Source organism: Arthrobacter sp. B0427-1-12 (assembly GCF_059092905.1).
Genome location: NZ_JBNHIC010000001.1, coordinates 119,166 through 143,959, shown reverse-complemented (window position 1 = coordinate 143,959; position 24,794 = coordinate 119,166). Strand labels below are relative to the sequence as shown.

The window sequence follows — 24,794 nt, the reverse complement described above, 5'->3', positions numbered from 1 at the left end:
CTCCGATCCCTCGGCGCTATAGGCTGTGGGCATGTCTGCACTGACTCAACCTGCATCCATCCAGCGCAGCAGCCGGCTGACCCGGTACCTGCTGGCGCCCAATCCCGGGCCCATGAGCCTGGACGGCACCAACTCGTACCTCATCGCGGACCCCTCCCCGGAAGCATCCGGAGGCCGGGTGGTTGTGGTGGATCCGGGACCGCTGGACGAGGGCCATCTGGCGCCGCTGGCCGCCGCCGGCACGGTGGAACTGGTGCTCATCACGCACTGGCACCCGGATCACACGGCGGCCAGCGACCGGTTCCACCGGATGACCGGCGCCCCGGTGCGGGCCCTGGACCCTGCCTACTGCCACGGGGGGCCGCCTCTGCGTGACGGCGAGGAGATCCAGGCGGCGGGCGTGCGCCTGCAGGTGCTGGCCACCCCCGGCCACACGGCCGATTCGGTGTCTTTCCACCTGCCCGACGACGGCCCGGCCGCGGGTGCCGGCCCCGCCGGTTCCGGAACCGGGAATGGTTCGGTGCTGACCGGGGACACCATTCTGGGCCGCGGCACCACCATCATTGACTACCCGGACGGGCGGCTGGGCCCCTACCTGGACTCGCTGGAACGGCTGCGCACCCTCGGCCCGGCCACCGTGCTTCCTGCCCACGGACCGGTCCTGCCGGATCTGGCTGCCATCTGCGCCAAGTACACGGCCCATCGCAGGGAGCGCCTGGACCAGATCCGCGCCGCCCTCGCACAGCTAGGGCGGGCCGCGCCGGTGGAGGCCGTCACGGACGTAGTGTATGCCGACGTCGATCCGTCCGTGCGCCGCGCGGCCGAAAAGTCCGTGGCCGCGCAGCTGGACTACCTGCGCGGCTGAACCGGCTGACCGCCGGGATCAGGCCGTCAGCACATTCACCGGCCGCCCGGCCCGCCAGGCCTTGATGTCCTCGAGCATCTGCGTGTAGCCGAGCCGGTGGGCCTGCCGGCTGACAAAGCCGATATGCGGGCTGAGAATCAGATTCGGAGCATCCAGCAGCGGCGATCCGGCCGGCAGCGGCTCGGTGTCGAACACGTCCAGGGCTGCCGCGGCAATCCACCCCTCGTGCAGCGCCCTGACCAGCATCGCCTCATCCACCAGCGGCCCGCGGGAGGTATTGACCAGGCGCCCGTCGGGCCCAAGCAGGCGCAGTTCCGACTCGCCGACGATCCCCCGCACGCGCTCGGACAGGCGCAGGTGGATGGTGACGATATCGCTGCGGCGGAACAGTTCGTCCTTGCCAAGCAGTTCCACTCCGGCGGCCGCGGCGCGCTCCGAGGTCAGATGCGGGCTCCAGCCCAGGGCATGCATCCCGAAAGCCTCCGCGAAGCGCGCCATCCTGGTCCCCAGCCTGCCCACCCCAAAGATGCCCAGCGTCGCCCCGGCCAGATCCATGCCCAGCCGGGCCTGCCACACCCCCGCGCGGATGTCCCGGTCGTTGAGCGGGATGTCCCGGGCCACGGCCATGACCAGGGCCCAGGCGAGCTCGGCCGTGGCATTCGTGGTGCGGGTGGTTCCGCAGACCGTGATCCCGAGCCGGCCCGCCGCGGCCAGGTCGATCGAGGCATTCGCCATTCCCGTCGTCGTAATCAATCGCAGCCGCGGCAGCCGGGCCAGCAGAACGGCCGTCATGGGTGTGCCCTCCCGCATGAGGACGACGACGTCGAACGGCTGAAGCCTGTCTGCCAGGGCGTCGACGCTGTCCAGATGGTCCGTGAAGCGGGCCACGGAAACCTCCGGACCCAGCTCATGCCACGGCGCGCTGCCCAGTGCCGCGTCCTGGTAGTCGTCCAGAACGGCGACGGCCAGCGGGCCCGCCGGCAGCTGTGGGGCGTCAGTCATGGCTCCATTTTTCGGCATCCCGGCGTGCTTCATGAACTTCGCCGGGGCAACTACTCACTGGAATACTGGGCCACGCCCAATTCCTTGCCGTAAGGACTATGTATGACCGACCAGATATTCCAGATCATCGCCATGGCGCTCTACATGATCGCCATGCTGTGGATCGGGTGGTGGGCTTTCCGGCGCACCAGCGACCTGGACGACTACATGCTGGCAGGGCGGGACCTCAAGCCCGGGGTCGCCGCGCTGAGCGCGGGTGCGTCGGATATGTCCGGCTGGCTGCTGATGGGCCTGCCCGGCGCCATCTACGTGTCCGGCCTGGTTGAGGCCTGGATCGCCATCGGGCTGACCGTCGGGGCGTGGCTGAACTGGAAGTTCGTGGCCCCGCGGCTGCGGACCTACACCGAGGTCTCCAGCAACTCGATCACGATCCCGAGCTTCCTGGAAAGCCGGCTCAAGGACCGGTCGCGCCTGCTGCGGGTGGTGTCCGGCCTGATTATCCTGGTCTTCTTCACCTTCTACGTCTCCTCCGGCATGGTCGCCGGCGGCGTTTTCTTCGAAAGCTCGTTCGGCTCGACCTACCTGACCGGCATGCTGGTGGTCGGCGGGGTCACGGTCCTTTACACCTTGTTCGGCGGCTTCCTCGGGGCCAGCTACACGGACGTCGCCCAGGGCCTGCTGATGCTCGCCGCGCTGGTGGCGGTTCCGATCGTCGGGATTTTCGCCACCGGCGGCCTGGGGGAAACGGCCGCCGCCATCCGCGAGGTCAACCCCGACGCCCTGAGCCTGGTGGCCGGGGGCTCCGTGGTGGCCATCATCTCCGCGGCCGCCTGGGGCCTGGGCTACTTCGGCCAGCCCCACATCATTGTCCGCTTCATGGCGCTCCGCTCCGCCGCCGAGGCCAAGGCCGGCCGGCGCATCGGCATCGGCTGGATGGTCCTCACCGTCTGCGGCGCCCTTGCCACCGCCCTGATCGGCGCGGCCTATTTCCAGCAGAACCCCGGCGCCACGCTCTCCGATCCGGAATCTGTCTTCCTGGATCTGGCGCAGATCCTGTTCCACCCGTTCATCGCCGGACTGGTCCTGGCCGCCGTCCTCGCGGCGGTCATGAGCACCATCTCCTCCCAGCTGATCGTCTGCTCCTCTGCCCTGGTGGAGGATCTGTACAAGATCGTGGCCAAGAAGGACGCACCGGCCAAGGCGCAGGTGGTCCTGGGCCGGCTGGGGGTCCTGCTGGTGGCCGTGGTCGCGGCGGCACTGGCCTGGAACCAGAACGACACGATCCTGGCGCTGGTGGCCTTTGCCTGGGCCGGGTTCGGCGCGGCGTTCGGCCCGATCATCCTGCTCACCCTGTTCTGGCGGAAACTGACCACCGCAGGTGCCCTGGCCGGCATGATCGTCGGGGCCGTCACGGTCTTCATCTGGGGCAATTCCGAGCTGGCCGCGGTGCTGTACGAGATCGTGCCCGGTTTCGCCCTGAACCTGCTGGTCGCCGTCGTCGTCAGCCGCATGACCTACAGGCCGTCCGCTGAAATCGACGCGGAGTTCGACGCTGCCCAGCGCCTGCTCACGGCCGAGACGGCGGAAGCGGTCGCCGTCCGGAGCTAGCTGCCGGTGGGGGGAACGGCGGTGGTGGTGCCACGGCCGTCGGGTCTACGGTGGAGGCGTAACATCCCCAACTATTTGGAGGCAGTTATGGCATCGGATTCCCACACCACCACCGACCACGACGAGATCCGCAAGTGGGTGGAGTCGAACGACGGCAAGCCCGCCAGCGTCAAGGGCACCGAGTCCGGTGAGGCAGCCGGCGTGCTCCGCATCGACTTCCCCGGCGGCGCCTCGGAAGAAAGCCTGGAACAGATCAGCTGGGACGACTGGTTCAGCAAGTTCGAGGACAGCAAGCTCGCCTTCCTCTACCAGTCGGAGAAGGCCAGCGGGGAAAAGAGCACGTTCTTCAAACTGGTCAACCGGTAACCCGGTTAAGCGCAACGACGACGGCGGCACACCGGTGCCGCCGTCGTCGTCGTTAATACCGCGGGAGACGGGCCGCTACGCGGGGTCCAGCACGAAGTTGTAGGTCACCTGCTCGCCCTCGTCCTCGGACCGCGGCTGCGGATCCAGGATCAGTTCCGGCTTGACGGCTGAGGCGATGTCGTCCGAAAGGTGGGCATCGCCGGTGAAGTACAGCTGGGCGGTCAGCAGTTGGTGGCCGGGAGCCGAGACCTTCAGGTGAAGGTGGGCCGGCCGCCATGCATGCCAGCCGGCGGCGGCAATGAGCTGGCCACAGGCGCCGTCGGTCGGGATCTGGTACGGCGCCGGCTTGATGGTGTTGATCTGGAAGCGGCCCTCGCCGTCGGCGATCACGCTGCCGCGCAGGTTCCATTCCGGCAGGTTGGGTGCGAACTGCGAGTAGTACCCGTCATTGTCCGCGTGCCAGATTTCCAGCTTCGCGCAGCCCAGCGCGCTGCCGTCCGTCGCGGTCACCTGCCCTTGGAAGAGCAGCGGAGTACCCTGTTCCCCGTCACGCATCGGCAGGGTCGCCGGGGTCTCGAGTTCGGGGGAATCCGGAATGTAGTAGGGTCCCTCGATGGTGCCCTTGGAGCCGTGCCGGTCCCCGGTGGCGACCTCCTCGACGCTGTGCTCCACCCAGACATCAAGGAACAGCGGCCATTCGCCGTCCTCGCCCACCCTGATCAGCCAGGCTTTGAAGGCGTTGTACTCGTCGTAGGTGACCTTGTGCCGGTGGACGGTTTCATTGACGGCGTTGATGACTTCCGAGGCGAGCAGGTCGACGCGTTCCGTATCGACAGCAGCGGTCCCGACCTTGCCGCTCTGCCGGAAGCGGTTGGTGGCGGCACCGCCTGATGCGGCTGCGGTTGCTTTTTCACTGGTTTCGTGGGCCATGGCAAATCCTCTGGATGCGTGGGCCGTGCGCCGCAGCGGCGGGCGGCCGGCTTGGCGAATATTGGGGATATGGGTTCGGCCCGAAGGCCGCAGTAAAAAGAGCTATGCCTCCGCATCCTACCGCATGCCCTTGTTCCGCAGCGCCATGGCAATGGCTGCCGACCGGGTCTCCACGCCCAGCTTGGCGTAGATGTGCGCCAGGTGCGTCTTGACGGTTGCCTCGCTGATGAACAGCCGCCGGCCGAGCTCCTTATTGCTCAGCCCCTCCACCAGCAGCGACAGCAATTCCGCTTCCCGCGGCGTCAGGGCCTCCTGGGGATTCTGCATCTGCTGGAAAAGCCGGGAGGCCACCGGCGGGGACATTACGCTGCGGCCCGCCACCGCTCCGCGAAGGGCCGCGAAGATCTCCTCCGGCGCCGAGTCCTTCAGCAGATAGCCCATTGCCCCCGCGTCGACCGCGCGCACAATATCCGCATCCGAATCGTAGGTGGTGAAGACCAGCACCGCCTGTTTCGGCCGCTGCCGGCGGATCCCGCGAATGGCCGTGATTCCGTCCGGTCCCTCGCCGAGCGCCAGGTCCATCATCACCACATCCGGGGAATGTTCGACGGCGGCACTCACCGCGTCGTGGCCGTTGCCGGCCTCTGCCACCACGGAAATATCGGGCTGGGAGTCCAGCAGCGAGCGCAGCCCGGCCCGGACCACCAGATGATCGTCGACCAGCAGTACCGTGATCACGAGGCGCCGCCCGGGCGCGCTTCGTCGAGGGAGCCGGCGCCGCTAAGGACCGGGGCCGGCAGTTGGGCCGCGACCACGGTGCCCTCCCCTGGCGCACTTTCCACCGAGAACACCCCGCCCAGCTGTTCCGCCCGCTGCTGCATCGCGCGCAGGCCGTACCCTCCGGTCTCCGAACCGGTTACCGGACGCTGCGGGTCGAAGCCGGTGCCGTCGTCGTAAATATCCAGCGACACGGCCCCCGGCAGGAAACTCAGCGTGATGCGCACCGTGGCTGCCTGTGCGTGCAGCATGATGTTCGCCGCAGCGCTCTCCGTGATGCGCAGCAGCGCGTTCCGGGTCTCCGGAGCCAGCGGCCGGACTGCCCCGCTGACGCTGACCTGTGCCTGCGGCACGTAGCTGTGCGCGATCTGGGACACGGCCTCCGTAAGGCTCAGCTCATCGGCCGGTGACGCGAGATTGTGCACCAGCCGGCGGGTTTCGGCCAGGTTCCGGCGCAGCAGCGCCGCGGCACGCTCCAGATTGGTCCGGGTGGCCGCAGCATCCGCCGGGAGCTGCTCGGCCGCCTCCAAATGCAGCAGGCTGCTGGCCAGCCCCTGGGTCACCGTGTCGTGCAGTTCGCGCGAGAGCCTGTCCCGCTCCGCCCGGATCCCCGCCTCATGCTCCAGCCGGGCGACGCCGGCCTGAGCGGCGGCCACCTGGCGCAGCAGCGCCTGGCGGGCCGCGGCGTCGCGCTCGATCCTCTCATAGACCAGCAGCAGCAGTGTCCCGGCAGCCAGCGGACCGAGCAGCATGGCCGGGTCCCGGGCATCCTCCAGCAGATACAGGCCTACGGCCGCGGGAACCACCACGCCCGCCGCACCCAGGTATCCGGCCGTACCGGACAGGCGGCCGCGGCAGATGAAGAACAGGGGAAAGGCGCACCAGGCAAAACTCGGCGCGGTCAGCACCAGGGTCGCCCAGATGGCTATCAGAACGGCAATCCGGGTGCCGTCCGGCAGCCGCCGGCCGGCGCACAGCGCGGTGGCAAGGTAGGCAAGGGTGAGCAGGATGCTCAGGGCCGCCACCAGCGTCCCGCCTGCGTCCATCCCGTGCCGGAGCAGGTAGCGCACGGCGGACGTGGCCAGCAGGACGGCGAAGCTCAGGTGGACGACCAGGGAGCCGTGTCCGGGCAGGCCGGCCATCGTCCCCGGATCGCTGCTCCCCCGGGTGCACTGTGTGTTGTCCTTCACTGCTGCCCTCCTGTCCCACCATGGTAGTTCCGGCCACGGTGGTTCCGGCGGCTGCGGCCGGCCCTCTCATACTTTTGGCTGATATCGCCACCTATCCGGATGAGGACCGGGGCGACGGACCGCCGATGTGCCCGCGTCCCTGGGGCGGCCAGCATGGAGAGGACAGCAACAAGCGAATCCAAAGGAAGTGAATGACTATGCAGCGTTCCGCACTCGTTCTCGCCGCCGCCTCCGCTGCGGCAGCCCTGGCCCTGACCAGCTGCTCCGCCGCAGGCACCACCGCACCGGCAGCCGCCGGCTCGACCCAGCCCGTCGCCGTTAAGCCCGCTGCCGCCGTCGAGCCCGCTGCCAACCGTGGCCCCCAGCCGGCGCCGGACGCCGGAACCGTCCCTGCCGAGAACACCGTGCAGCAGCGCCGGATCAGCGTCCAGGCTTCCCTGGACGCCGTCGCGGCGGCGATGGAACACTGCCAGGCGGACAACCTGCCGTTCGTCACCGTCGCGCTGGTGGACCGCTTCGGCACCGTTCAGGCGGTCCTGCGCGGCGACAACGCCGGCGAGCACACCATCGAGGCCGCCAAGCAGAAGGCCTATACGGCCGCGGCCTTCGGCGCCCCCACCAGCGAACTGGCCAAGCGCGTGAGCGGCAACGGTCCCGGCATCGACGACCTGACGGGAACGCTCTTCCTGGCCGGCGGCGTTCCGCTGAAGGTCGACGGTGCCTCCATCGCGGGCATCGGCGTCGGCGGGGCGCCCGACGGTGCGCGGGACGAAGCCTGCGCTGCGGCCGGCGCCGCGGCGATCGCCCAAGCCACTCAGTAGCGGGCAGGAGGGACACGCTGCTTAGTGCTCGCCGAGGTCAGCGCCGGCCTTGCGCTCGCGTTCCTGATACGCGTCCTCGCCGGGACCGGCGAACTGCCGGTGCCGCTCAACGGCCTCGAGCGAGCCGGTGAACAGCGCACTGTCGGTGGCATCCGCCGCACGGGGGCCGGAACGGCGCCGGCCGCCGTCGTGCTTTTCCCGCGCCGGCACGGGCTCCCAGCGCTGCCGCGGCAGGCCGTACGCATGCTCGGACTGCAGGAAGGTGACCATGGTCTCGCGGATCAGGCAGCGCAGGTCGAACAGCGCACCGCTGTCCGCCGCGCTGACCAGGATCCGCAGCCGCACCACACCGCCGACCGCGTCGGTCACCTGCAGCACGCCGGTGCGGCCGTCCCACAGCTCGGTCCTGTCCAGCGTCTCCTTCAGGCATTCGCGCATTTCCTCCACCGGCACCCGCCAGTCCACATCCAGCTCCACCGTGCCCAGGATCGCCGACTGCCGGCGGGTCCAGTTCTCGAACGGCGTCGTAGTGAAATACGTCGAGGGCAGGATCAGCCGGCGGTCGTCCCAGACCCGGACCACCACGTAGGTCATGGTGATCTCCTCGATAGTGCCCCACAGCTTCTCCACCACCACGACGTCATCCACCCGGATGGCGTCGGTGAAAGCCAACTGCATGCCCGCGAACACATTGGTCAGCGAGCTTTGCACTGCCAGCCCGGCAACAATCGAGATCAGGCCCGCAGACGCCAGGATGCCGGCGCCGAGCGCGCGGACTTCGGGGATGGTCAGCAGGACGCTGGCGACGGCCAGGGTGATGATGACGGCGATGCCGACCCGCCGGGCGAGAGTCACCTGCGTCTTCAGCCGGCGCATCCGCCGGTTGTCCTTGGTGTCCGTGGAGTACTTGGTCAGCAGGGCAGCCTCGATGATCAGCAGAATGACGGCCGCCAGCCAAGCAATGGCGGCCACCAGCCCCACCACCAGCACGAAGTCGACAATCGGGAACCATTCCGTGTCCCGCGCGGTAGCACCCAGCGCTATGCGGGTGCCCACCAGCACCAGCACCAGCCGGAACGGATTCCGGGCCCGGGCCGACTGCTTCCGAATCCCCGGAACCTTGCGGAACAACCGGTTGAAAACCGCCCGCAGCACCGCGGTGACCAGCAGCGCTCCAGCCACCACGATGCCGACCGCAATCACCGGCTCAAGCACAGTCAAAAGATCATCCATGTTCCGATGCTGTCAGATCGGGCCCGGAAGGTGTCCAATTGCCGGCCGGGTACCGAGTAGGACGGCGGCAGCTGGCTGCCTGGCCGGCGTCAGTTCCCCGCTGGGTCAGTTCCGCGCTGGGTCAGTTCCGCGCTGGGTCAGTTCCGCGCTGGCCGGCCGGCGTGACGGGTGGTCATTGCGACGGCGGTGCGGCGGGTAATTGCGGTGCGGTGCTCCAGGAGCCACTCGCCGGTGGAGAGGACGGAGAAGGCGGCGGCGACCAGTCCGACCATGAGGGTCAGGACCACCAGCGGATCGATCGCGATGCTGGTCAGGTTGACGGCCAGGACCAGGGCAGCGGGAGCGCCGACCCAGCCGAGCCAGACCGGACGCAGTCGGTCGAAGGCATGCACCACGACCCGGAAATGCGATACGACGAAGCCGACCACGGTCCCGAGCACCGGCAGGGCAATAACCGCGTCCAGGTCCAGGGCATCGGCTTCACCGGGATCGGACATGCCCATGGCCCCCAGGCCGGCCGCCAGCGTTCCCACCAGCAGCCCGACCAACGCCCCGATACCGGTGGCCTCGGCGGCAACCCGGAGCGTCGCGGATCCGCGGCTGCCCATGCCAGAGGCAGACGGCGCACCAGACAACGGCAACCGCGGGCGTGGCCGCGACGATCAGGGCGAAGCCCATGAGCGCGAGCGAATGCTGCAGGAGCACGCCGTAGGGCAGGGGAACCGCCATGGTCCGGACCATCACCGCCAGGGCCAGCAGGCCCGTGATGCTGACCAGCAGCAGTCACCGGCCCAGCTTGGCATCGGCGCCGTGGCGGTGCCGGTGCCCGCCGGACTGCGTCCCTTCCATTCCTGTTCCACCGGGCCCTGTGCTGTGGCTGAGGCGGGCTGCTTCCTTCCACCACGTGGAGACTGCTGGTGCGTCCATCCGGTTATGTGTCCTTCCCCCTGCGGACAGCTGCGGCACGTGCCGCCGTCGTACTCCTAGTCGATGTTCTCCAGAATCTCCTCCGGCTCCGGCGCCGCCTCCGCGGCGGAGGTCCGCCGGTACAGGGCCAGGAAGCGGGCGACCCGGCGGACGGCTTCCTCGATGTCCTCCACCGAGGGCAGGATCACGAAGCGGAAGTGGTCCGGCGTCGGCCAGTGGAAAGCCGTCCCGTTGGAGATCAGCATCTTCTCTTCCGTAAGCAGCTGCAGGGCGAATTGTTCGTCGTCCTCGAACGGATACATGTCAAGGTCCAGCTTCGGGAACAGGTACATGGCCCCGGCGGCCGGCACGCAGCTGACGCCCGGTATCCGGTTGAGCAGCTCGTGGGCACGGTCCCGCTGTTCCCGCAGCCGCCCGCCCGGCTTCACCAGATCGTCAATGGACTGGTAGCCGCCCAGCGACGTCTGGATCGCATGCTGCGCGGGCACATTGGAACACAGCCGCAGCGAGGCCAGCAGTTCCAGCGCCTCCCGGTACCCGGCGGTGACGGGGCGCGGCCCGGTCACCGCGACCCAGCCGGCCCGGTAGCCGGGCATGCGGTAGGCCTTGGAGAGTCCGCTGAACGTCAGCACGCACAGGTCCGGGGCCACCGAGGCGGTATGGGTGTGCGTGGCGCCGTCGTAGAGGATCTTTTCGTAGATCTCGTCGGAGAACAGCACCAGGTCATGCTTGCGGGCCAGGGCCGCGAACTTCTCCAGGATGTGGCGCGGGTACACGGCGCCGGTGGGATTGTTCGGGTTGATGATCACGATGGCGCGCGTCCGCTTGGTGATCCTGGCCTCCACATCCGCCATGTCCGGCCACCAGTGGTTCTCCTCATCGCACAGGTAATGCACGGGTCGGCCGCCGCTGAGCGTGGCCGCCGCCGTCCACAGCGGGTAGTCGGGCGCGGGGATGAGGACCTCGTCCCCGTCCTCCAGCAGCGCCTGCAGGGTCATGGTGATCAGTTCGCTGACGCCGTTGCCAATCACCACGTCGTCCACGCCGATCTGCATCAGTCCGCGGGTCTGGTAGTACTGCGAGATGGCTGTGCGGGCGGAGAAGATGCCCTTCGAGTCGCTGTAGCCCTGCGCGCCGCGCAGATGGTGGATCATGTCCACTACGATCGATTCCGGAGCCTCGAGGCCGAAGGGCGCCGGATCGCCCAGGTTCATGCGCAGGATCCGCTGGCCTTCCGCCTCCATGTTCTTCGCGGTCTGGAGGAGCTGGCCGCGCAGCTCGTACCGGACGTTCTTCAGTTTGCTGGAGGGCTTCATCGAGAGCATGCTTTATTTTTCCACGCGCAGGCAAGCGGCCGCGCTGCACGAAAGGACACCAGATTGAATTTCCTGCACGGCTTGGAGCTGCCTAAGCGCCGTGACGTCAAGGCCATGACCCAGCTGCTGGCCGATGTCGCGCCCCCGGAACGGATCCAGGCCACGTTCAAGAGCGAACAATATGGCGTTTTCAAGGTCGCGGGCCCGGCGGTGAAGTCCGCGTCGACGGGCAGCATGGCAGTCGGTTCCTTGTTCATCGAGTCCCGCATGAAGCCGGAGAAGAATCTGCAGCTGCTCCAGATCGATTCGCTCGACGACCCGGATCCCGGCGCGGTCGATCTTCTCGCCGCGGCCAACGGGGAAGCAGGAACGGCTGACGTTATCGCCAACCTGTCCCACGGGGATCTGGTCCAGGCCGACTTCGAGATGGCACCCTACGGGCGCTTCACGGTCACCGGCGCCGCAGTCTGGGCACCGGTTGCCGGGTTCTTCATGCTGGGCTCGCTGATTCTGTCGAAGGACGGCGCGCCGGCTACCCGCGTTGCCGGCGTCCGGTTGCTGGCGGGAGCAGGAACCCACCATTTGTCCGTGCCGGAACCGATCCGGACCTGGCAGTTCCACGAAGGGGAAAGCCTGTAAGGTTCGACGGCGGCGCCCCGGCTTGGGTGCCGCCGGTTACGCCTGCAGCAGGCCGCGCACGTACGCGGCCTGCCCCGCGTGCTGCGTGCAGTCATTGATGACGCTGACCAGCCGGACGGCCAAGGTCACCGGCGGATCCCAGTTCCTGTCCACGATGCGGTCCAGATCCTCCGCGGTCAACGTTCGCAGGTAGCGGAGCGTCTGCCGGTGGACGTCGTCGAAATAGTCGGTCAGCAGCCCCGCCGATTCAACCTGGACCGCGGCGGCCTTCTCCGGGGTATGACCGTAGCCCGTTTCCTCGTCCGCCATCGGAAGTCCAAACCGTTCGGCCCAGCCGTTGGCAATCCAGCACTGCGGCGTTCCGGCCAGGTCGGTGATGTGGCCATCCTGCACCCGGGTGAGGTGCCAGACCAGCCAGGCGATCGAATTGCCCCGGCCGTCCGGCCGCATGGCCAGCTGTTCCGGAGTCAGTCCCTCCACTGCGTCATGGACGTTTTCGCTGACCCTGCCGAAGGCATCGGCAAGGAGGTCGTTGAATTCCATCGGAACCTCTCTTCAGGTAGGTGAGCCCGCCCGCTGGCATTGACGCTACTGCCGGCCACCGCCGTGGTCCAGCGTTCCGGCACGAAGCCGGGTGCCGCCGTCGTGGTCAAGGCCGGGCGCTATAGCGATTCGGGCCGGCCGGTGGGAAAGTGTAGCTAGGCCCCGCCGCGCCGGGACCGTACAGGAAAGAAGCCCCTCATGAACGCCGCCGTGTTCGCCATTATCGTCGCCGCCGTTGTCCTGCTCCTGGCCGTGCTGTCCATCCGGATCGTCAGGCAGTATGAACAGGGCGTCCATTTCCGTCTGGGCCGGGTGATCGGCGTCAAGATGCCCGGACTGCGGTTCATTGTTCCCGTCATCGACCGGCTGCCCATGGTTAGCCTGCGGATTGTCACCATGCCGATCCAGTCCCAAGGCATCATCACCCAGGACAATGTCAGCGTTGATGTCTCGGCAGTCGCGTATTACCGCGTCATCGATTCGGTCAAGTCCGTGGTGGCGATCGAAAACGTGGCCGCCGCCATCAACCAGATCGCGCAGACCACGCTGCGCAAGGTGGTCGGCCAGCACGACCTGGACCAGATCCTCTCCGAAACCGACAAGCTGAATATGGACATCCGGGAAATCCTTGATGCGCTGACCGGGGACTGGGGCGTGGAGGTCACCCTGGTGGAGCTCAAGGACATCCAGCTGCCGGAGAGCATGAAGCGAGCCATGGCCCGCCAGGCGGAGGCGGAACGGGAGAAGCGGGCCAAGATCATCGCGGCCGAAGGCGAAGCCATCTCAGCCACCGCCCTGGGCGCGGCCTCGGACACCATGATGGCCCATCCGCTTGCCCTGCAGCTGCGGAACCTGCAGACCCTGGTGGAACTGGGGATGGACAAGAACACCACAGTGGTTTTCCCCGCTCCGCTGATGAGCACCATCGGTGAGCTGGGGAACTTCCTCGCCAGTGAGAATGCTGCCGCCAAACCGGCGGCTGCTACCTGACGGCCTTATCCTCGAAGAACCGCGGACGGCTCACGATGAACGCGCCCACAGTCAGGATGGCCAGTGCCCCGCCAAGCAACCCGAAGGATGCGGTCCAGGTTCCGGCCAGATCGTGCACCAGTCCGAAGCACAGCGGGCCGGCGCAGGCCACGGCGTAACCGATGCCCTGGCTGAAGCCGGAGAGCGCGCCGGCGCCCGCGGTGGTCCGGGTCCGCAGGTTAATCAGCAGCAGCGCCATGGCATACGTGCCCTGGCCCAGGCCGGCGAAGGTGATCCACAGCCAGGTTCCGGCACCGAGCGAGAAAATCAGGCCCAGGTAGCCGCCGGCGTACAGCAGGATGAACAGCACCGCGAGCGGGAACGGATTGCGCAGGCGGGCGACGATGACCGGCACCAGCAGGCTGGTGGGAAGACCCAGGATCGCGTAATAGGCCAGCATGCTGCCCGCCTCGCCCCTTTCCAGGCCGGCGTCGGTCAGCAGGGGCGGCAGCCAGGAGAACATGGAGAACGTGTTCGTGGAGGTGCCGGCGAAGACGAGCGCCAGCCCCCAGGCCACCGGCGAGCGCCACGGGGCGAACCCTGCGGCCGGCGCGCAGGCGCGTGGAACCGGTGCGCCGCCGTCGTTCCGGCGCCGTGAACGCTCCCCGGCAATGGTGACGATCCACGGTACCAAGGCCATCAGGCAGATCGAGGTCCAGATGCCAACGGACCAGCGCCATCCCGCCGCCTCGGCGATGGGCACGGCAAGCTGCGGACTGAGGGCTGTGCTGACGGCCAGCAGCATGACGTACAGCGCCGTGACCAGGCCAAGCCGGTCCGGGAAGTAGCGCTTGACCAGGGGCGGCAGCACGATGTTACCGATGCCGTAGCCGATCATGATCAGCGCGGAAAACCCCAGGAACAGCGGCACATCTGAGACCAGGGCGCGGCCGGCCTGGCCGACCACTGTCAGGGTGATCGCGGCCAACAGCAGCGGATCGAGCCCAACGCGGCGGATCAGCCAGGGAGTCAGGAAGCCCATGAGCGCGAACGCTGCGGTGGGCAGCATGCCCAGCACGCCCATGGAGGCCACGCCGAAGGGAACATCGGCAGCGATCTGCCCGATGACCGGCGAGACTCCGGCGACTGCCACACGCAGGCTGAGCGCCAGGAACAGGATGCCGGCAAGCACCATCAGCCGGCCGCGGAAGGGTCGCGGGGCAGGCTGGGCGGTGGGCGCGGGCTGGCCGGTGCCGGATTCTGTTGTCCCGGTGGCAGGGGTGGTCATCGGCGGTGATCCTCCAGCAGCAGGGTCCCCATCTGCCGGGCCCGCCGCGCAGCATCCGGGTCACCCTCCACCGCCGCGATAATGGCGCCCTTGATCAGGATGTGCCACGAGCGGGAAAACGCTTCGGCATCCCGCAGCCGCGCTTCCTGCGCCAGCGCGCACACCTGCTCCCGGACCCTGGCCAGATGGACGATGCTGGCCTGACCCAGGGCATGGTCGGGCCCCATCTCCAGCAGCACCCGCACATAGGTGCACCCCTCGTAGTCCCGGCTGGCGAACCAGTCCCCCAGGACATCAAACATGGCCAGCAGACATTCGTCCGGAGCCGTGCCCCGGCGCCGGGACTCCGCCATCAGCTCCGCCGCCCACGCGGAATCGCGGCGCTGCAGGACCGCGAGCACCAGATCGTCCTTGGCGCGGAAGTGCCGGTAGAACGTCGCCTTGGCCACCTGCGCGCGGTGGATCAGTTCGTCGATGCCGACATCGCGGATGCCCCGAGTGGTGAACAGGTCGTACGCAGCGGCGAGTACGCGTTCCCGGGGCTCGGTCAGTTCCCGCTCGGCCTGTTCCAGGGACTTATCGCACACGGCGGCTTCCGGCATGGCACTCATACCGGCCATCCTAGACAGCCAGGAGGACCGTCAGGAGAAAGAGACAGACCGGTCTTTGCTTTCCGGGCGATTCCGTGTATGGTCATGGACCGAAGCAACATCCCGCCGTATCTGTCCCCCAACGAGATACGCCCGGATGGGCCCCCGCCGTCCCCCCAACGTGGCGGGGGCTGCTTCTTTTTAACGGACCGCTGATGGCACGAACGACGGCGGCACCTCACCTCACCCCCCCGCTGGGTCTGCAGTACGCGCATCATACGGCGCGCTTTCGAACGTCTGCCGCTGACTCACCGTGAGGGGGAAGGCGAGGGGTGCACGCGAGGGGTGCGGAAGCCCCCAAGAGATGGAGCCTTAAAGAGAGATGGAGCCGGCGGCTGGAATAATTGGGGGGCTATTCCAGCCTGCCGGCTCCTGATCGGAGGGGAACCGATCTTCATCACTCGCACCTTCAAGAGGTAGTAATAACTGTAAGGAGCGGACCTGTGCGCAAACCGGCCGCAGCCTGAGAATAAGCTGGGAAAACCGAACTCCGGCTGGACACCGGGGCGAATTGACAGCCAAAGGTGACGTATGTCATATTTCTCGGCGTGAACCTGTCAGACAGCAGGACAGCTGAGGTCCAGGCCCAGCCGATCGTCCGGAAGCGGCGCTCGCGGAGCAGTACGGCGTGAGCCGCTCGGTGATCCGCGACCGCCGGCCGGCGGGCTCGCCGCCGCGTGGCGCAGTCCCGAGGAGCTGGAGCATCTGCGGGACATCGTCCAGACCATGGCCGCCGAAGACGACCCCGACGCGTGGGTGAGCCTGGACGCAAGCTTCCATTCCGCCGTCGCACGCGCCAGCGGTAACCGCGTGTTTGAAAACGTGGTCACGGACATCCGGGAGTCGCTCTCCCACCAGTCGCAGACCCTGAACCTCGTCGCCGACCGCCAGCGTGGCTCCGATGCGGAGCACAGAGCCATTCTCAAAGCCATCGAGAATGGCTCGGCGGAAGAGGCCAGCGCCGCCATGGCCGCCCATCCCAAGGCCGTGCGCTCGGCCCTGGCCACGATCCTTGGCGCTGACTGACCTTCAGGATCGAAGCCGCGGACCAAGCCTCCGCCCCCGAAACCGCAAGCAGACCCACAGGACTTCCATGCCCCTCATGACCCCTGACCTCCAGACCGCCCCACAGCGGCGGGGGCCGCAGACCCGCCCGCGCCACGTTCCTGTGGCGGAGCAGACGCGCGGCGGCCTCGTGGAGAGCATCCACTACGGCTCCGTCATCGCAGTCGACGCCGCCGGGCAGCCCCTGCTCTCCGGCGGCGATCCGCTGGCCCTGTTCTACCCGCGCTCCGCGCTGAAGCCGCTGCAGGCCGTGGCGCTGGTACACGCCGGGCTGGAGCTGCCCGCGGACCTGCTGGCCCTGGCCGCCGCCAGCCACTCCGGCGGCCCGGAGCATATCGACGGCGTCCGCCGGATCCTGCGCCTGCACGGCCTGGACGAGTCGGCGCTGGAGAATTCGCTGGACCTGCCGTACGGCGGCCCGGAACGGGAGCGCTGGCTGCGCGACGGCGGCCGGCAGTCCCGGCTGGCACAGAACTGTTCCGGCAAGCATGCCGCCATGGCGGCGACCTGCATGCTCAACGGCTGGCCGGTTGCCGGGTACCTGGACCCGGAACATCCGCTGCAGCGGCACGTTGCCGGCGTCGTGCGCGGGCTTACCGGCGAGGACCTGCCCCACGCGAGCACCGACGGCTGCGGAACTCCGCTGTTCGCCGTAACGCTGCACGGCATGGCCAGGGCCTTCGGGCGGATCGCCTCGGCCGGATCCGGCACCGCGGAGGCAGCGGTGGCCGCCGCCATGAGGGACCATCCCGACCGGGTGGCCGGCGACGGCCGGGACGTGACCGCGCTGATGCGGCTGGTCCCCGGGCTGCTGGCCAAGGACGGTTTCGAAGGGCTCCAGCTCGTCGGCCTGGCCGATGGGCGGGCCGTGGCGGTCAAGATCGCCGATGGCTCCGACCGGACCCGGATGCCTGTAACGGTCCATGCCCTGGCAGCGATCGGCGTCAGGACAGCGTTCGCCGGGCTGGCCACCGTACCGGTCCTGGGCGGCGGCCGCCCCGTGGGCCGGCTGCAGGCCATCGGCTTCACCTCAACCAGCTAACGACAACCACCGTTAAACCCACTCCCCACAAAGGAAATCCATGACTTCCCACACCCAGGGACAGCACGGGCAGACCCAGCCCGACCACGTCTCCGACGCAGCGCTGCACGCGGAGGACCAGGGCTACCACAAGGGCCTGAAGTCCCGGCAGGTCCAGATGATCGCCATCGGCGGCGCCATCGGCACCGGCCTGTTCATGGGCGCCGGCGGCCGCCTCGCCGACGCCGGCCCGGCGCTGATCCTCACCTACGCCGTCTGTGGCCTCTTCGCCTTCTTCATCCTGCGGGCCCTCGGCGAACTCGTGGTGCACCGGCCGTCGTCGGGCTCCTTCGTCTCCTACGCCCGCGAGTTCTACGGCGAAAAGGCCGCCTTCGCCACCGGCTGGCTGTACTGGCTCAACTGGGCGATGACCGCGATCGTGGACATCACCGCCGTCGCGCTCTACATGAACTTCTTCGCCAAGTACTGGGCGCCCATCGGGGATGTGCCGCAGTGGGTCTTCGCACTCGGCGCGCTGGTGCTGGTCCTGGGCCTGAACCTCATCTCGGTCAAGGTCTTCGGCGAGCTTGAGTTCTGGTTCGCGCTGATCAAGGTCGTGGCGCTGGTTGCGTTCCTGCTGGTCGGTGTCTACTTTGTCATCTTCGGCACGCCCGTCGAAGGCCAGGAGGTTGGCTTCAGCCTGATCAGCGGCAACGGCGGCATGTTCCCGAACGGCCTGCTGCCGGCGATCGTCGTCATCCAGGGTGTCGTCTTCGCCTACGCCTCGATCGAGCTGATCGGCACCGCCGCGGGCGAGACCAAGAACCCGGAAAAGATCATGCCCAAGGCCATCAACACCGTGGTTATCCGCATCGCGGTCTTCTACGTCGGCTCGCTGATCCTGCTTTCCCTGCTGCTGCCCTTCACTGCCTACAAGGCCGGCGAGAGCCCGTTCGTGACGTTCTTCGGCTCCATCGGCGTGGCCGGCGTGGATGCCATCATGAACCTGGTGGTGCTGACCGCGGCCCTGTCCTCGCTGAATGCCGGCCTGTATTCCACCGGCCGCATCATGCGCTCGATGTCAGTGTCCGGTTCCGCGCCGAAGTTCGCGGTCCGGATGAATCAGGCAGGCGTGCCCTACGGCGGCATTGCGTTGACGGCCGCTGTGGCGCTGCTGGGCGTGGTGCTGAACGCGATCGTGCCGGCTAAGGCGTTCGAGATCGTGCTGAACATGGCTTCGATCGGCATCATCAGCGCCTGGGGCATGATCATGCTCTGCCAGATGAAGCTGACGGCCTGGGCGAAGAAGGGGCTGGCCACCCGCCCGTCCTTCCGCCTGCCCGGTGCTCCGTACACCGGCTACCTGACGCTGGCGTTCCTCGCTGCCGTGATCGTGCTGATGGCCTTCGATTCCCCGATCGGTACCTGGACCGTGGCCTCACTGGCCATCGTGATCCCGCTGCTGGTGCTGGGCTGGTACCTGTGCCGGGACCGCATCCGCGAAATCGCCGCCGCCCAGGAGGCGGCAGCGCAGGAGACCGCTGCCGCGGCTGAGCGGGAACTGGAGCCGGCCGGCCGGAACTGACGCAACAAGAACGACGCCGGCGCCTTGGGTTCCCCTTCGTACGGAACCTCAGGCGCCGGCGTCGTCATTTAATGCCCGGTTTCACATGGGTTCGGGGCTCCCCATCGTTTCAGGCGGGCACCAGGCCGCTGACCTCGGCCAGCAGCTCGACCGAACGCAGCCGGGCCTCGGTGGTGGTCGATTGGTGGGCGACGATCAGCTCATCGGCGTCGGCGTGCCGCGCGAATCCGTCGAGGTACTCCTTCACCGCGCCCGGCGTTCCGACCGCCGAATACTTCACCATCTGTTCCACGTGCTGGCCGGCCGGCGATTCCAGGACCACGTCCGCTTCCTCCGTGGTGAACGTCCGGTTCTTTCCGAACAGGAGCGAGACCCGGGCCCGCTTGACCTTGCGGTGCTGCTCCTGCGCGTCCGCGTTGCTGTCCGCGGCGATCACATTCACGCCGGCGATGACGTACGGCTCATCGAGCTGGGCCGAAGGCTGGAACTCGCGGCGGTAGGTGGCCACCGCATCCTGCAGGGCAGCCGGGGCGAAGTGGGACGCGAAGGAATACGGCAGGCCCAGGGCGGCCGCCAGCTTGGCTCCGAAGAGCGAGGAACCCAGGATGTACAGCGGCACGTTGGTGCCCTTCCCCGGTGTCGCGTCCACGCCCGGGACGCGGGACTGGCCGGTCAGGTAGCCCTGCAGTTCCAGCACGTCCTGCGGGAACGTGTCCGCCGAGGCGGGGTCGCGGCGCAGCGCCCGCATGGTCTGCTGGTCGCTGCCGGGAGCCCGGCCCAGGCCCAGGTCGATCCGCCCGGGATGGAGAGTTTCCAGCGTACCGAACTGCTCCGCGATGGTCAGCGGGGCGTGGTTGGGCAGCATGATCCCGCCGGCGCCGAGGCGGATGCGCTCCGTGTGGGCCGCAACGTGGGCGATCAGCACGCTCGTGGCCGAGGATGCAATGGCGGGCATATTGTGGTGCTCCGCGTACCAGACCCTCCGGTAGCCCAGCCTCTCCGCCAGCTGCGCCAGGGCCACGCTGGCCTCAAAGCTGTGCCGGGCGGATTCGCCCTCTCCGATCGGCGCCAGGTCAAGGATGGAGAGGGGAACGGTCACGGTGCAGTCCTTTCATCGGCGGCTTCCGGACACCGGAGCCGGTGCATCGGGCGAAGGTTGCCCGGGCGTACTTAGGGCACAACGCCGCCCGGGCCTCCCTTATTTCAGCCGCCCCTTCAGCCGTCAGAGGCCGGTCAGTCCTCCACCGGTTCCAGCGCCCCGGCGAACTGGGACTGGTACAGCCGGTAGTACGCGCCTTCGGCCGCCAGCAACTCCTGATGGTTGCCCTGTTCCACGATCCGGCCCTCCTCCATGACCAGGATGATGTCCGCATCCCGGATGGTGGAGAGCCGGTGCGCGATCACGAAGCTGGTGCGGTCCGTCCGCAGCGCGGCCATGGCGTGCTGGACCAGCACCTCCGTGCGGGTGTCCACGGAGCTGGTGGCCTCATCCAGGATCAGCAGCGACGGATTGGCCAGGAAGGCGCGGGCGATCGTGATCAGCTGCCGTTCGCCGGCGCTGACGTTGGTGGCGTCCTCGTCGATGACCGTGTCATAGCCATCCGGCAGCGCGCGGACGAAGCGGTCCACGTAGGTGGCCCGGGCCGCCGCCATGACGTCCTCCTCCGTGGCGTCCAGGCTGCCGTAGCGGATGTTGTCGTAGATGGTCCCGCCGAACAGCCAGGCATCCTGCAGCACCATGCCCACTTTGGAGCGCAGCTCGGCCCGGCTGATCCGGGTGATGTCCACCCCGTCGAGGGTAATCCGGCCAGAATTGAGCTCGTAGAAGCGCATGACCAGGTTCACCAGAGTCGTCTTGCCCGCTCCGGTCGGCCCCACGATGGCCACCGTCTGACCCGGCCGGGCCGCGAAGGACAGGTTCTCGATCAGCGGCTTGTCCGGGCTGTAGCTGAAGCTCACATGCTCGAACGCGACGTGGCCGTCAGCCCGCGCCGGCAGCGCCGTCTCGGCGGTGTCCGGTTCCTGCTCATCCGCATCCAGCAGTTCGAAGACCCGCTCGGCGGATGCCACGCCGGACTGCAGCATGTTGGCCATGCCGGCCATCTGCCCCAGCGGCTGCGTGAATTCGCGCGAATACTGGATGAACGCCGTCGCATCCCCCAGGGTCATCGCGCCCGAGGCCACCCGCAGTCCGCCCACCACCGCGATGCCCACGTAGGAGAGATAGGAGATGAACTGCATGACGGGCATGATCATGCCGGAGACGAACTGCGCACCGAAACTGGCTTTGAACAGCTCCTGGTTCTTCTCCTCGAAGCGCTCCATGACGTCCTGTTCCCGGCCGAAGACGCGGACCAGTTCGTGGCCGCTGAAGGCCTCCTCGATCTGGCCGTTCAGCTCGCCGGTGTTCTTCCACTGGCCGGCAAACAGCTTCTGGCTGCGCGTGCCGATCAGCCCCGCCCCCGCCGCGGAGAGCGGCAGGGCGATCAGCGCGATCAGGGCCAGCTGCCAGGACACCACGAACATCATCACGGTGATGCCCAGCACCGACAGCACGGAGAACACCAGCTGCGCGAAGGCCTGCTGTAGCGCCTGCTGGATGTTGTCGACGTCGTTGGTCACCCGGGAAAGCAGGTCCCCGCGCTGCCGTGTGTCGAAATAGTTCAGCGGCAGCCGGTTGAGCTTGGCCTCCACGTCCTGGCGCAGCCGGTACACCACGCGCATGACCACCTTGTTCAGCACGTAGCCCTGCAGCCACATGAACACGGAGGACACCAGGTACATGACCAGCACCAGCATGATCAGCCGGCCCAGCAGCATGAAGTCGATCCCCTGCCCCGGGGTCAGCTGCATTCCGGACAGCATGTCCGCCAGCTGGTCCTGGCCGTCGGCGCGCAGCCCGGCCTCCACCTGGTCCTGGCTCGCGCCGGCCGGCAGGTTCCGGCCGATCACGCCGCTGAAGATCACGTCCATGGCCTGGCCCAGTACCTTGGGCGCGATCACGTTGAAGACGACGGCGGCCGTCACCATGGCCAGCACCAGGTAGATCACCGCGCGCTCGGGTTTCAGCAGCCCGAAGAGCCGTTTGGCAGACGGCCAGAATTGCTGTGCCTTCCGTGCAGGGGCGCCGCCCCACATGTCCCCGTGCCCTTCCCCGGGGGTGAACTCCTCCTCAAGGTCGACCTCCGGAGCGTCGGCTTTCCGGTTTTCGGCGCTCATGCCGCCTCCTCCACGCTCAGCTGGGACTCGACGATCTCCTGGTAGGTGGGTGAGGTTTCCAGCAGCTCCTCATGGGTGCCGCGGTCCACGATCCGGCCCTTGTCCAGCACCAGGATCTGGTCCGCATCCGTAATGGAGGAAACGCGCTGCGCCACGACGATCACGGTCGCATCCCCGGTCCGGGACTTCAGCGCGCGCCGGAGCCTGGCATCGGTGGCCACGTCCAGCGCCGAGAAGGAGTCGTCGAAGAGGTAGACCTTGGGCCGGGCCACCAGGGCCCGGGCAATGCAGAGCCGCTGGCGCTGGCCGCCGGACACATTGGTGCCGCCCTGGGAAATGCGCGATTCCAGCCCGTCCTCCTTCTCCCGGACAAAATCCGCACCCTGGGCGACCTCCAGCGCATCCCACAGTTCGCCGTCGTCCGCGGCAGGGTTGCCAAAGCGGAGGTTGTAGCCGACGGTGCCGGAGAAGAGGTACGGCTTCTGCGGCACCAGCGCCACCCGGCCGGTGATTTCCCGCTGCCCCAGTTCGGTGACCGGCACTCCATCCAGCAGCACCTGGCCGCCGGCGGCATCGAACAGCCGCGGGATCAGCGAGACGAGCGTGGTCTTGCCCGCTCCGGTACTGCCGATGATCGCCGTGGTTTCCCCCGGCCGGGCGGTGAAACTGATGTTGCTGAGCACCGGCGCTTCCGCCCCCGGATAGGCGAAGGTGACGTCGCGGAATTCGACGACGCCGGCCCGTTCGGCGGGCTCTGCCGGCCGGACTGGCTCATGGATGCTCGGCTCGGTGTCCAGGACCTCGCCGATCCGGTCCGCACAAACGGCCGCGCGCGGAATCATCATCGCCATGAACGTGCCCATCATCACGGCCATCAGGATCTGCAGCAGGTACTGCAGGAACGCGGTGAGGGCGCCGACCTCCATCTCGCCGGCGTCGACCCGCAGCCCGCCGAACCACAGCACGGCCGCCGTCGAAATATGCAGGATCATCCCGATCGCCGGGAACATCAGCACGAACAGCGACCCGATGCGCAGCGAAACATCCGTCAGGTCCTGGTTGGCCCCGGCGAAGCGCTGGGTTTCGTACGGCTCACGCACGAAGGCCCGGACCACACGGATGCCCACGATCTGCTCGCGGAGCACGGCGTTGATCCGGTCGATCTTCGCCTGCATGGTCTTGAACAGCGGCAGCAGCTGCCACACCAGGTAGCCGACCACCACGAACAGCAGCGGCACGGCCACCCACACCAGCCAGGACAGCTGCAGGTCCTCGCGCAGGGCCATGATGATGCCGCCGATGCACATGATCGGGGTGGCCACCATGAAGTTCAGGCCCAGGAGAAGCAGCATCTGCACCTGCTGGACGTCATTGGTGCCGCGGGTGATGAGTGTGGGTGCGCCGAAGCCGTTCATCTCCCGGGCGGAGAATCCGGAGACGCGGTGGAAGACACCCCGGCGCAGGTCCCGGCCGAAGGCCATGGCCGCGTTGGCCCCGAAGTAGACAGCGGCGATGGCGGTGGCCACCTGGACCAGGCTGACGCCGAGCATCAGGGTGCCGGTGCGCCAGATGTAGTCCGTATCGCCGCGCGTGACGCCTTGGTCGATGATCTGGGCATTGAGGCTGGGCAGGTACAGGGCGGCGATGGTGGAGGCCAGTTGCAGGACGACGACGGCCAGGATCCATGGGGTGTATGGCCTGGCATAGGTGCGGATGAGGCGGAGCAGCATCGAAGGCCGGCTCTTTCTAGGAGGAGGTGCGCTGACGTCCACAAGCTACACCACGCCCCGGACACTCTGATCACCCCTGAGGATGATCTGCGGGGGAAGGCATATCCTACGGAGGGACTTTAACCACAAAGGAGACAGGTTTGACTGAGGCCGCCGCTACCGCCATCAGGACCATCACCTGCGCAGTGGGGATGCGCTGGGGCGACATGGATGCCTACGGGCACGTGAACAATGTGGAGATCCTGCGCATCCTCGAGGAGGCCCGCATCCATGCCTTCGGCCCGCCCGGCGGCACGGGCGGACCCGGGCAGGAGCCCGACGTGCCGCTGTTTTCCTCCGTGCCGGAGGGAACCCAGGCGCTGGTGGTGGAGCACCGGATCAAGTACCTCGCGCCCCTGACGTACCGGAATGTGCCGCTGGACATCGAGGTCTGGATCAGTGCCCTGAAGGCGGCCAGCCTCACCATCGCCTACCGCGTGCACGATCCCGTCACGGGGGTGCTGTGCGCCAAGGCGGAGACGGTGCTGGCGTTCGTAGACGGGGCATCCGGGCGGCTGCTGCGGATCACTCCGGAGCAGCAGCAGTTGATCCGGCCGTATGTCGGCGAGGCCGTGTTCAAGTAGCAACAACGACGGCGGTCCCCCCGGGTGCGCTTGGCACGGAACCCGGGGTGCCGCCGTCGTCCGGGTCAGCGGGGCTGGTAGGTGAGGCAGTCCGCTGCCTCGGCGCCGGGGCCGACGTGGACCTTCTCGGCGTCGCACATCAGGTGGTCGTTGTACTTGCACTCGGACCGCTGGCAGGCGCCGACGTGAGCCAGCACCTTGGGCAGGCCGCCCATGGCCGAGGTATCGATGAAGGTGGCGCAGGTGGCATGCTCCGCGCGGCCGCCAATGGTGATGGCGTAAGCGGTGCAGTCGTGCTCATGGTTGAAGGAGCAGGTGTCGACGTCGCACTCGGTGACGTCCGCTACATGTGCGGTCATGGTTCCTCCTGGTCACTGGTAACCGCCAGCCGCAGAGCTGCTGACGGCCACCAACCTAGCACTGAATT

General features: G+C 67.8%; 24 protein-coding genes and 1 pseudogene. 10 read left to right on the top strand and 15 right to left on the bottom strand.

Annotated elements, in window-relative coordinates; genetic code table 11:
• Nucleotides 1-31 precede the first annotated feature (31 nt).
• On the top strand, nt 32-865 hold the full coding sequence (locus AC5RWU_RS00745) for an MBL fold metallo-hydrolase (protein ID WP_494028962.1): 834 nt from the start codon (nt 32-34) through the stop codon (nt 863-865).
• 18 nt (nt 866-883) lie between these two features.
• Here the strand turns inward: AC5RWU_RS00745 and AC5RWU_RS00740 are convergent, their stop codons facing one another.
• Nucleotides 884-1,867: a D-2-hydroxyacid dehydrogenase family protein gene (locus AC5RWU_RS00740; RefSeq protein WP_494028961.1), complete on the bottom strand. Its 984-nt coding sequence runs from the start codon at nt 1,865-1,867 to the stop codon at nt 884-886.
• A 102-nt stretch (nt 1,868-1,969) separates the two neighbouring features.
• On the opposite strand from AC5RWU_RS00740, the gene putP reads away from it, so the two are divergent.
• Nucleotides 1,970-3,475 (top strand): sodium/proline symporter PutP, encoded by a 1,506-nt coding sequence (gene putP / locus AC5RWU_RS00735; protein WP_494028960.1) that lies wholly within the window; start codon nt 1,970-1,972, stop codon nt 3,473-3,475.
• An 87-nt stretch (nt 3,476-3,562) separates the two neighbouring features.
• On the top strand, nt 3,563-3,841 hold the full coding sequence (locus AC5RWU_RS00730; protein ID WP_494028959.1) for a hypothetical protein: 279 nt from the start codon (nt 3,563-3,565) through the stop codon (nt 3,839-3,841).
• Nucleotides 3,842-3,916: 75 nt separating this feature from the next.
• Here the strand turns inward: AC5RWU_RS00730 and catA are convergent, their stop codons facing one another.
• The 3 genes from catA to AC5RWU_RS00715 all read right to left on the bottom strand — a co-directional run bounded on the left by catA (nt 3,917) and on the right by AC5RWU_RS00715 (nt 6,738).
• A complete protein-coding gene (catA, locus tag AC5RWU_RS00725; RefSeq protein WP_494028958.1) occupies nt 3,917-4,771 on the bottom strand; it encodes a catechol 1,2-dioxygenase in 855 nt (284 codons plus the stop codon).
• A gap of 117 nt (nt 4,772-4,888) precedes the next feature.
• The gene (locus AC5RWU_RS00720) at nt 4,889-5,509 is read right to left on the bottom strand and encodes a response regulator (RefSeq protein ID WP_494028957.1); all 621 of its coding nucleotides are present in this window, start codon (nt 5,507-5,509) and stop codon (nt 4,889-4,891) included.
• Nucleotides 5,506-6,738, bottom strand: coding sequence for a sensor histidine kinase (locus AC5RWU_RS00715; RefSeq protein WP_494028956.1), 1,233 nt, complete (start codon nt 6,736-6,738; stop codon nt 5,506-5,508). The genes AC5RWU_RS00720 and AC5RWU_RS00715 overlap by 4 nt, the downstream gene beginning before the upstream one ends.
• A gap of 197 nt (nt 6,739-6,935) precedes the next feature.
• Here AC5RWU_RS00715 and AC5RWU_RS00710 point away from each other — a divergent pair, with 197 nt between their 5' ends.
• A complete protein-coding gene (locus tag AC5RWU_RS00710; RefSeq protein ID WP_494029147.1) occupies nt 6,936-7,559 on the top strand; it encodes a GlcG/HbpS family heme-binding protein in 624 nt (207 codons plus the stop codon).
• Nucleotides 7,560-7,580: 21 nt separating this feature from the next.
• On the opposite strand, the gene AC5RWU_RS00705 is transcribed toward AC5RWU_RS00710, so the two are convergent.
• The 4 genes from AC5RWU_RS00705 to AC5RWU_RS00690 all read right to left on the bottom strand — a co-directional run bounded on the left by AC5RWU_RS00705 (nt 7,581) and on the right by AC5RWU_RS00690 (nt 11,044).
• Nucleotides 7,581-8,792, bottom strand: a complete 1,212-nt coding sequence (locus AC5RWU_RS00705) for a mechanosensitive ion channel family protein (RefSeq protein ID WP_494028955.1) — start codon at nt 8,790-8,792, stop codon at nt 7,581-7,583.
• 137 nt (nt 8,793-8,929) lie between these two features.
• Entirely contained in the window at nt 8,930-9,400 is a 471-nt protein-coding gene (locus AC5RWU_RS00700; RefSeq protein ID WP_494028954.1) for a hypothetical protein, read from the bottom strand.
• A 175-nt stretch (nt 9,401-9,575) separates the two neighbouring features.
• A complete protein-coding gene (locus AC5RWU_RS00695) occupies nt 9,576-9,719 on the bottom strand; it encodes a hypothetical protein (protein ID WP_494028953.1) in 144 nt (47 codons plus the stop codon).
• A gap of 56 nt (nt 9,720-9,775) precedes the next feature.
• Nucleotides 9,776-11,044 carry a pyridoxal phosphate-dependent aminotransferase gene (locus AC5RWU_RS00690; RefSeq protein WP_494028952.1) on the bottom strand — a complete coding sequence of 423 codons (1,269 nt, stop codon included), beginning with the start codon at nt 11,042-11,044 and terminating at the stop codon, nt 9,776-9,778.
• A 54-nt stretch (nt 11,045-11,098) separates the two neighbouring features.
• On the opposite strand from AC5RWU_RS00690, the gene AC5RWU_RS00685 reads away from it, so the two are divergent.
• The gene (locus AC5RWU_RS00685) at nt 11,099-11,674 is read left to right on the top strand and encodes a hypothetical protein (RefSeq protein ID WP_494028951.1); all 576 of its coding nucleotides are present in this window, start codon (nt 11,099-11,101) and stop codon (nt 11,672-11,674) included.
• 36 nt (nt 11,675-11,710) lie between these two features.
• On the opposite strand, the gene AC5RWU_RS00680 is transcribed toward AC5RWU_RS00685, so the two are convergent.
• Nucleotides 11,711-12,217, bottom strand: coding sequence for a mycothiol transferase (locus tag AC5RWU_RS00680; protein WP_494028950.1), 507 nt, complete (start codon nt 12,215-12,217; stop codon nt 11,711-11,713).
• Nucleotides 12,218-12,415: 198 nt separating this feature from the next.
• Here AC5RWU_RS00680 and AC5RWU_RS00675 point away from each other — a divergent pair, with 198 nt between their 5' ends.
• Nucleotides 12,416-13,207, top strand: coding sequence for a slipin family protein (locus tag AC5RWU_RS00675; RefSeq protein ID WP_494028949.1), 792 nt, complete (start codon nt 12,416-12,418; stop codon nt 13,205-13,207).
• On the opposite strand, the gene AC5RWU_RS00670 is transcribed toward AC5RWU_RS00675, so the two are convergent.
• Nucleotides 13,200-14,474 (bottom strand): MFS transporter, encoded by a 1,275-nt coding sequence (locus AC5RWU_RS00670; RefSeq protein WP_494028948.1) that lies wholly within the window; start codon nt 14,472-14,474, stop codon nt 13,200-13,202. The genes AC5RWU_RS00675 and AC5RWU_RS00670 overlap by 8 nt on opposite strands.
• Nucleotides 14,471-15,085: a TetR/AcrR family transcriptional regulator gene (locus AC5RWU_RS00665; protein ID WP_494028947.1), complete on the bottom strand. Its 615-nt coding sequence runs from the start codon at nt 15,083-15,085 to the stop codon at nt 14,471-14,473. Before AC5RWU_RS00665 ends, AC5RWU_RS00670 begins: the two co-directional genes overlap by 4 nt.
• 693 nt (nt 15,086-15,778) lie before the next feature.
• Between AC5RWU_RS00665 and AC5RWU_RS00660 the strand changes: the two are divergent.
• From AC5RWU_RS00660 to AC5RWU_RS00650, 3 genes and pseudogenes are all read left to right on the top strand, one after another.
• Nucleotides 15,779-16,150 (top strand): annotated as a pseudogene (locus AC5RWU_RS00660) (FadR/GntR family transcriptional regulator); the annotation flags it as partial.
• Between the two features lie 67 nt (nt 16,151-16,217).
• A complete protein-coding gene (locus AC5RWU_RS00655) occupies nt 16,218-17,231 on the top strand; it encodes an asparaginase (protein ID WP_494028946.1) in 1,014 nt (337 codons plus the stop codon).
• A gap of 40 nt (nt 17,232-17,271) precedes the next feature.
• Complete coding sequence (locus AC5RWU_RS00650; protein ID WP_494028945.1) at nt 17,272-18,795, top strand: amino acid permease; 1,524 nt, start codon at nt 17,272-17,274, stop codon at nt 18,793-18,795.
• Between the two features lie 109 nt (nt 18,796-18,904).
• Here the strand turns inward: AC5RWU_RS00650 and AC5RWU_RS00645 are convergent, their stop codons facing one another.
• The 3 genes from AC5RWU_RS00645 to AC5RWU_RS00635 all read right to left on the bottom strand — a co-directional run bounded on the left by AC5RWU_RS00645 (nt 18,905) and on the right by AC5RWU_RS00635 (nt 23,744).
• Nucleotides 18,905-19,894, bottom strand: coding sequence for an LLM class flavin-dependent oxidoreductase (locus AC5RWU_RS00645; protein WP_494028944.1), 990 nt, complete (start codon nt 19,892-19,894; stop codon nt 18,905-18,907).
• A 134-nt stretch (nt 19,895-20,028) separates the two neighbouring features.
• Nucleotides 20,029-22,014, bottom strand: coding sequence for an ABC transporter ATP-binding protein (locus AC5RWU_RS00640; RefSeq protein ID WP_494028943.1), 1,986 nt, complete (start codon nt 22,012-22,014; stop codon nt 20,029-20,031).
• Nucleotides 22,011-23,744, bottom strand: coding sequence for an ABC transporter ATP-binding protein (locus tag AC5RWU_RS00635; RefSeq protein ID WP_494028942.1), 1,734 nt, complete (start codon nt 23,742-23,744; stop codon nt 22,011-22,013). The genes AC5RWU_RS00640 and AC5RWU_RS00635 overlap by 4 nt, the downstream gene beginning before the upstream one ends.
• A gap of 191 nt (nt 23,745-23,935) precedes the next feature.
• Between AC5RWU_RS00635 and AC5RWU_RS00630 the strand changes: the two genes are divergently transcribed.
• The gene (locus AC5RWU_RS00630; protein ID WP_494029146.1) at nt 23,936-24,367 is read left to right on the top strand and encodes an acyl-CoA thioesterase; all 432 of its coding nucleotides are present in this window, start codon (nt 23,936-23,938) and stop codon (nt 24,365-24,367) included.
• Between the two features lie 65 nt (nt 24,368-24,432).
• Here the strand turns inward: AC5RWU_RS00630 and AC5RWU_RS00625 are convergent, their stop codons facing one another.
• Nucleotides 24,433-24,726, bottom strand: coding sequence for a DUF1540 domain-containing protein (locus tag AC5RWU_RS00625; protein WP_494028941.1), 294 nt, complete (start codon nt 24,724-24,726; stop codon nt 24,433-24,435).
• Nucleotides 24,727-24,794 lie beyond the last annotated feature (68 nt).